The organism is Mesorhizobium sp. M7A.F.Ca.CA.002.09.1.1, from assembly GCF_003998555.1.
Lineage (GTDB): Bacteria > Pseudomonadota > Alphaproteobacteria > Rhizobiales > Rhizobiaceae > Mesorhizobium > Mesorhizobium ciceri.
In genome coordinates, this window is record NZ_RZRR01000190.1 from 1 (window position 1) to 7515 (window position 7515).

The following is a 7515-nucleotide window of genomic DNA, read 5'->3' on the forward strand; positions in this document are numbered from 1 at the left end:
TCCTTGAAGGGTTTTAGGGACAGCGTCTGACTTTGCGCGGCCGACGACAGCAACGCGGTCGTGACTGCAAAGGCACAGAAAATTTGGCGGCGAAAAGACATACCCAACGCATGCGTAATTCGGCTTGGGTTTGTCAATCCTGCAGCACACCGCCGGCGCCTTCCAGCGCCTCGCGCGTGTCGACATCGACAGACGCCGCCGCGCCGATCTCGACATCGATGACATCGAGCCCTTCGGTCTCGACCAGATGGCGTGCACCGGTGTCGCCCTCCAGATGGGCGATCGCCGGAAACAGCGAACGCGGCAACAGCACCGGATTGCCGCGCTTGCCGTCATGCGAAGCGCGGACCACCGCATTGCCGCCGCCCTTGCGGAACGCATCGATCAAGCTGTCGAGATCGTCGGACGTGATATCGGGCATGTCGCCGAGCGCGATCATCACACCGGCGGAGTCCTCCGGCAGATAGGCAATGCCGGCCTTCAGCGACGTGGACAAGCCGTCGGTAAAATCAGGATTGTCGGCGAAGGTCACGTCGAGGCCCGCCAGCGCAGCGCGCACCCGCTCGCGCTGGTGGCCGGTGACGACGACAGTTCTGGACGCCTTCGAGCCAAGCGCCCGCTCGGCGGTGCGGCGCACCAGCGGCTTGCCGTCGAACAGCGCCAACAGCTTGTTCGGCCCGCCCATGCGGCTCGACCGGCCGGCCGCCAGCAGCACGATGCCGACCTTCAGCTGAGATTTGGCCGGCAGCGGTTCGCGCGGCTGCGGCCGTGTGGGGATTTCCATCAGCAGCCCGCCGACCCCCATGCCGGCAATATCCCTGGCGGTCACGTCGAGACCGGCGATCAATCGGTCCAGCACCCAATCGAACCCGTTCTCCTTGGGACTGCGGGCGCAGCCGGGCGCGCCGATGACGTGCTTGCCGCCGAGCGTACCGAGCACCAGCAGATTGCCGGGATCGACCGGCATACCGGCGCGGACGACGGTACCGCCCGCCCTCTCGATCGCCGCGGGAATGACATCGGCGAAATCGCTCATCGCCGAGGCGCCGAAGATCACCACCATGTCATTGTCGCGCACCAGGGAAGCCGTGGCCTCCGCCACCGGCGCGATCTCATGCGCCGTGCGGCGCTCGGCCGTCAGCCTGCCGCCGGTGCGCGCCAGCCGCGCTTCGGTGACGCGCAGCGTCTTGTCGAGCACGGAAGGCTTGATGCCCGGCAGAACCGTCTGGATGACGCCGACACGCACGGGCCGGTAGGCATTGACGGCAAAGATCTCGCCTGCGGCGCAGATTTCTGTCGCAGCGTCGACCAGCGCTGAACCGACCGCGAAGGGAATGATCTTCACCGTCGCGACCATCTGGCCTTTCTCGACCGGCGCATGCTGCGCCAGCGTGGCGATGGTGATGGCGGGATCGATGGCATTGATGGCGTCGATGGCAGCGGCATCGACCGTGAAGATGCCCGGCGCCTTGGCGTGGAGGTTGACCCGCCCGGTCGCGGCAGGCTTGGCTTCGATGCCGCGAAAGGCCATGCTCCCGGCAATCGTTTGCGCGGCCGCATCCTCGCCGAGGTCGTCTTCAGCCAGAACAGCCGCAACGACCTCGGAAACACCGGCAGTCCGTAGCAGCGCCACATCTTCGGCGCTCAGCCTATGCGCCTTGCGGAAGCGGCGTTCACCAGCGGTGGTGGAGTGTGCCAGCACCGCGCCTTCCGCCGTCTCGATCGGGATCGGTCCGAATTTCACGCCGCCGCACCTTTTGCGTCCAGCCCGCGCGAGCGGAAGGCATGGATCGCCTGGGCCAACACCGCAACAGCAATCTCTCCCGGGCTGGCAGCACCAATATCGAGCCCGATCGGCGCATGAATACGGGCGATCTGGTCGGCGCTCGCGCCCAGCGCCAGCAAACGTTCGACACGCTTGGCATGCGTCTTCCTGCTGCCGAGCGCGCCGACATAGAAGCAGTTGGCGTCTAGTGCTGCCTTCAGGGCGAAATCATCGACCTTGGGATCATGGGTGACGGCGGCAAGTGCGGTGTAGCTGTCGAGCGGCTGACGCTTCAGCACATCCTCCGGCCATTCGGCATGAAGCGCCACATCGGGAAAGCGGTCCGGCGTGGCGAAAGCGGTGCGGGGGTCGATGATCTCCACGGGATAGCCGGCGATCTTCGCCATCGGCGCCAGCGCCTGGCTGATATGGACAGCGCCAATCACGACCAGACGCGGCTGCGGCAGATGCGCGTTGAGAAAGAAAGTCCGCCCCTCGGCTTCGACCGAACCGGAATTACCGGTGCGAAACGCCCTGGCGATCGCGGTTCCGAGATCGCCGGCGACGTGATCGCCCTCGCGCACGATCCGGTCGCGCCCGTCACCGAGATCGGTGACAAGGATCGCCGCACGGCGGGCGCGTCGTTCGGCGTTCAAAGTTTTTAAGGCGTAGGGATCCATCAGGAAATCTCTTGTCCGAGCATCATCTTGTCCAAAAACCGGGTCCCACTTTTTGGGATCATGCTCTAGCCCAGTCTTTCCACGTACACCTTGATGCGGCCGCCACAGGACAAGCCCACTTGCCATGCGGTTTCATCGGCAACACCGAACTCCAGCATCCTGGCCTTGCCGCTGTCGATGACGTCGATGGCCTCGCTGACCACAGCGCCTTCGACGCAGCCGCCCGAGACGGAGCCATGGAAATTGCCGTGTGCGTCGATGACCAGATGGCTGCCTACAGGTCGGGGCGCCGAACCCCAGGTCTCGACCACTGTCGCGATGGCCACGTCCTTGCCGTCCTTCATCCAGCCCTCCGCAATGATCAGCGGGTCGCGGGCCTCATCCAGATAAATGCTGTTTTCCATGACCGTTTCTCCAGAAGTCTGTTTTTCTCGGGATCTGTTTTCCGGATGGGAAGGATATGGTTATGCGGCGCGCCTCGCGCCAGCTTCCAGCCATCGGCGCGGATCGACGGATTGTGCCGACTTCTTGTCCAATGACGCGCAGAGATCGGCGAGCGCATCGAGATTGTGCACCGAGCGGAACTCGTCGACATGCGGCAGCATCGCCTTGACGCCACGGGCGCGCGCCTGGAAGCCGTCGAAGCGCAGCAACGGGTTCAGCCAGATCAGCCGCCGGCAAGATTTGTGCAGGCGCTCCATCTCCTCCGACAGGCCGGCGACATCGTCGCGCTCCAGCCCATCTGTGATCAGAAGCACGACCGCCCCCTGCCCCAGCACGCGACGCGACCATATCAGGTTGAACTCGGCCAGCGTGTCGCCGATGCGGGTGCCACCCGACCAGTCCATGACCGCCGCCGAACAGTCGGCAAGGGCTGCATCCGGGTCGCGATGGCGCATCTGCCGCGTCAGATTGGTCAGCCGGGTACCGAAGACGAAGGTGTGCACGCGACGCCTTTTTTCCGTCAGCGCATGCAGGAAATGCAGGAAAATCCGCGTATACTGGCTCATCGAGCCGGAAATGTCGGCCAACACGACCAGCGGCGGATGAACCTCGCGGGCTGAGCGGAATTTCGGCAGGATCAGTTCGCCGCCGGTGCGCGCGGCCGAACGCATCATGGCGCGCGGATCGATGCGGCGGCCATGCGCATCGGCCTTGAAGCGCCGCGTCCGCACCATGTCGAAAGGCAACCGCAACTGCGCGATCGCCTTCTTGGCGTCGGCCATCTCGGCGGCGTTCATCTGGGCAAAATCCTTGGCCCGCAGCACCTCGTTGCCGGAAAAGGTGAAGCGGGCGTCGACCTCGATCTCGGGAATTTCCTGTGGCGGCTGGTTCTTCTGGTGTCCCTCGAACATCGCCTGGCTGACTCGGTTTTCAGCGGCGCGTGGCTTCTGCTTTTCCCTGGTGTCGGGCGCCACCGGCGAAAACATCGCCAGCATCTTTTCGATCAGTTCGCGCGACTTCCAGAACAGCCGGAAGGCCTCGTCGAAAATGGCGTGATCCTCATGCCGCGACACCAGCACGGCGTGCAGCGTCCAGTAGAAATCGTCGCGCGAACCGATGCCCGCGGCGAGCACCGCCTCGATGGCGTCCTTGACCGAGGCCGGCCCGACCCGCATGCCCGCCTTGCGCAAGGTGCGGGCAAAATAGACGATGTTGTCGGCGATCCGCCCGTGCGGCATGGCCTCTTTTGGCTCGGGGCGCGGCATCGCCTACTCCGCCGCCGAAAGCTCGGCCTTCACCTCGTTGAGGATGCGCCGGCCTTCGCCCTGTTCGATGCGGGCAATGTCGTCCTGGTATTTCAACAGCACGCCGATCGTATCGGAGACGGTTTCCGGATCGAGCGCCACCTTGTCGAGCTCGGTCAGCGCGCCGGCCCAGTCGATGGTTTCGGCGACGCCCGGCACCTTGAACAGCTCGATCTGGCGCAGCTTCTGGATGAAGGAGACCACTTCGGCCGAAAGGCGCTGGTTGGCCTGCGGCACCTTGCGGCGCACGATCTCCAACTCGCGCTCGGCATTGGGATAGTCGACCCAGTGATAGAGGCAGCGCCGCTTCAGCGCGTCGTGGATCTCACGGGTGCGGTTGGTGGTGATGATGACGATCGGCGGCTCTTCCGCCTTGATGGTGCCGAGCTCGGGCACCGTCACCTGGAAGTCGGACAGGATTTCGAGCAGGAAGGCCTCGAACGCCTCGTCGGTGCGGTCGAGCTCATCGATCAGGAAAACCGGGGCAGCCCCCGCCTTGCCGGTCAGCGCATCGAGCACCGGGCGGCGGATCAGGTATTTTTCGGAGAAGACGTTGCGCTCCATGGCGGAGCGCTCGACCTTGCCGGCCGCCTCCTCCATGCGGATCTCGATCATCTGCGCGGCGTAGTTCCACTCGTAGACGGCGGACGAGACGTCAAGGCCTTCATAGCATTGCAGGCGGATCAGCCGGCGGCCGAGCGCCTGTGCCAACACCTTGGCGATCTCGGTCTTGCCGACGCCGGCCTCGCCCTCAAGGAAAAGCGGCCGCTTCATACGCAACGACAGGAACAGTACGGTCGCCAGCGACCGGTCCGCCACATAGTCCGCACCGGTCAGGAGATCGAGCGTCTCGTCGATCGTCCGTGGCGCGGCGCGCGGTTTCAGCTCGGTCATTCTTTCTCCGTGAACGCCGCCGCTCCGCTTTCCAGTACGTGGTAGCCGCGGGCGTGATAGATCAGCGGCCGCAAATTATCGCCCATCCGCAGGCCTGTCACCTTGCCAAAAAGCACACGATGGGTGGCCAGGTCCTTGGTATCGATCAATTCGCAGTCGAACACGGCGAGCGCACCCTTCAGCGTCGGCGCGCCGGTGGAGATCACGTCCCATTCGCCGAGCGCGAAGCGCTCCTCGACCGGCAAGCCGGTGATTCCGGAAAAGCCGACTGACAGCGGCTCCTGGTGGGAAGCCAGGGTGTTCAAGGCAAACCTGCCGTTTTTCACGAACGGTTCGTTCTTGGGATTTTCGCGATTGAGACAGACCAGAATGGTCGGCGGGGTGTCCGAAACCGAGCAGGCCGCGATCACCGTCGCGCCGCGCTTGCCGGCCGGCCCGTCGGTGGTGACCACATGGACGTGGCCGGCAAAGTGGCTCATCGCGTCGCGATAGGCCTGCGGCCCAATGTCGTTCTTCTTCAGCACCGTATTTTTTCCATTGTCAGGATCCTATCGACATATATGGCCAGACATAGCCCGCCACAAGCGAAGTGCCTGAGCCATATCCCGAAATTCGCGTGTTGCACCAAGGCCGGGCAGCCTTTAGGTCTTGGCGGCAACAGTGCCGGGAGCGTAGGACCGGCCCGGAGGATCCCATCGCTCGAATGCGACCCAGGACAAGAACAATAGCGGCGCTGTTCTGGCTGTTCCTGGCCAGTGGTGCGGATGCCCGGACGCTGCTGGTCGGCGTCTCGGCGCCCCTGTCGGGACCATCGGCCATTCTCGGCAAGCAGATCGAGGCCGGTACCGGTATGGCCGCCGAAGCGAACGGCATCGAACTCAAGACCGTGGATGACGCCTGCACCGCCGATGGCGGCGCTGCCGCGGCCAGGGAATTCGCAGCCGTCAAGGTCAATATCGTAATCGGCTTTCTCTGCACCGAGGCGATCGGGGCGGCGATGCCGATCCTGAAGGACGCCAACATTCCGGTCATCACCATTGGCGTGCGAACCGAAAGCCTGACCGACCGCCGCGCCAAGACCGGCTGGCCGGTCTATCGCCTCGGACCACGCGGCGACGATGAGCGCAATGCGGTCGCGTCAGCCCTCACCCGCCTGTGGCAAAACGAATTGTTCGCCATTATCGACGACGGCACCATCTACGGCCGTGAAATCGCCGAGACGTTGCGGGCAGCGGCCGAACAGGCAGCGCTGAAACCTGTGTTCGTCGACACGTTCCGGCCCCAGCTCGACAATCAGATCGGCATGATCGGTCGGCTGAAGAAGGCCGGCGCGACGCATGTCTTTGCCGGCGGCGATGGCGACGACATCGCCATCATGGGCCGCGATGCCGCACAGCTTCAGGCGGGCATCGTCTTTGCCGGCGGCGAGAATCTGCGCACGCCGCCCGGCGACGTGCCCTATTCCTTGGGCACACTGATGATCGCACCGCCGGAATGGGCCGATGTCGCCGATCCAAAAGTGCTGGCGGCCTTTGCCGCGCAGAAAGTCGTGCCCGACGGCTATACGCTGCCGGCCTTTGCGGCGGTCGAAATCGCCAAGGCAGCGTCGGGCTTGTCCGAAAGCTCGGGCAAACCACTGACCGAAGCTCTGACCGGACAGGATTTCACCACGGCGATCGGGCCGATCCGGTTTGATGCGAAAGGCGATCTCAGCCGGAGCCCCTACCGCGTCTTCCGCTTCGATGGCACGCGCTTTGCGCCCTTGGAAAGCAACTGATGTTTCGCACCGGCCCACGCAACCTGATCACCGACGTTGCCGGCCTGCGCGTCGGCAATGCGTCCGACGCCAGGCTGAAATCCGGGGTAACGACCGTGCTTTGCGATGCGTCCACAGTGGCCGGCGTTCAGATCCTGGGCGGTGCGCCGGGCACCCGCGAGACCGACCTGCTCGAACCGCACAATTCCGTCGATGTGGTGCACGCCGTGGTGCTTTCGGGCGGCTCGGCTTTCGGCCTCGACGCAGCTTCCGGCGTGCAGGCGGCGTTGCGTGAACGCGGCATCGGCCTCGAGGTCGGCGGTTTTCGCGTTCCGATCGTGCCGTCGGCGATCCTGTTCGACCTGCGCAATGGCGGCGACAAGGATTGGGGCCGTTATCCGCCCTACCGCGAGCTTGGCTATGAAGCCGCGCAAACCGCCACCGCCGATTTCCAACTCGGCACCATCGGCGCCGGCACCGGCGCGCTCACTTCGGGGCTGAAAGGCGGCCTCGGCTCCGCCTCGACGCTGCTCGACAATGGCGTCACCATCGGCGCGCTGGCCGCCGTCAATCCGACCGGTTCGGTGACCACAGGCCGAACCCGCCATTTCTGGGCGGCACCGTTCGACATCGGCGACCAATTCGGTGGGCTTGGCTATCCCTCGCCGATGC

At 64.7% G+C, this 7515-nt stretch carries 8 protein-coding genes; 2 read left to right on the forward strand and 6 right to left on the reverse strand.

The window, feature by feature from the left end; all coding sequences use genetic code 11:
• Positions 1-133: 133 nt before the first annotated feature.
• From EN994_RS11115 to EN994_RS11140, 6 genes are all read right to left on the reverse strand, one after another.
• The gene (locus tag EN994_RS11115) at positions 134-1744 is read right to left on the reverse strand and encodes a molybdopterin-binding/glycosyltransferase family 2 protein (RefSeq protein ID WP_063167828.1); all 1611 of its coding nucleotides are present in this window, start codon (positions 1742-1744) and stop codon (positions 134-136) included.
• Complete coding sequence (locus tag EN994_RS11120; protein ID WP_013532111.1) at positions 1741-2445, reverse strand: XdhC family protein; 705 nt, start codon at positions 2443-2445, stop codon at positions 1741-1743. Before EN994_RS11120 ends, EN994_RS11115 begins: the two co-directional genes overlap by 4 nt.
• Before the next feature lie 65 nt (positions 2446-2510).
• Positions 2511-2849 carry an XdhC family protein gene (locus tag EN994_RS11125; protein ID WP_063167827.1) on the reverse strand — a complete coding sequence of 113 codons (339 nt, stop codon included), beginning with the start codon at positions 2847-2849 and terminating at the stop codon, positions 2511-2513.
• A 60-nt stretch (positions 2850-2909) separates the two neighbouring features.
• Positions 2910-4154 (reverse strand): VWA domain-containing protein, encoded by a 1245-nt coding sequence (locus EN994_RS11130; RefSeq protein WP_024504342.1) that lies wholly within the window; start codon positions 4152-4154, stop codon positions 2910-2912.
• 3 nt (positions 4155-4157) lie between these two features.
• On the reverse strand, positions 4158-5087 hold the full coding sequence (locus EN994_RS11135; protein ID WP_013532114.1) for a MoxR family ATPase: 930 nt from the start codon (positions 5085-5087) through the stop codon (positions 4158-4160).
• Positions 5084-5611 carry a flavin reductase gene (locus tag EN994_RS11140; protein ID WP_013532115.1) on the reverse strand — a complete coding sequence of 176 codons (528 nt, stop codon included), beginning with the start codon at positions 5609-5611 and terminating at the stop codon, positions 5084-5086. Before EN994_RS11140 ends, EN994_RS11135 begins: the two co-directional genes overlap by 4 nt.
• Positions 5612-5790: 179 nt before the next feature.
• On the opposite strand from EN994_RS11140, the gene EN994_RS11145 reads away from it, so the two are divergent.
• Positions 5791-6864, forward strand: coding sequence for an ABC transporter substrate-binding protein (locus EN994_RS11145; protein WP_063167826.1), 1074 nt, complete (start codon positions 5791-5793; stop codon positions 6862-6864).
• Positions 6864-7515 (forward strand): P1 family peptidase (locus EN994_RS11150; protein WP_206530396.1); only part of this gene is annotated, 652 nt, incomplete at its 3' end. The genes EN994_RS11145 and EN994_RS11150, both read left to right, overlap by 1 nt.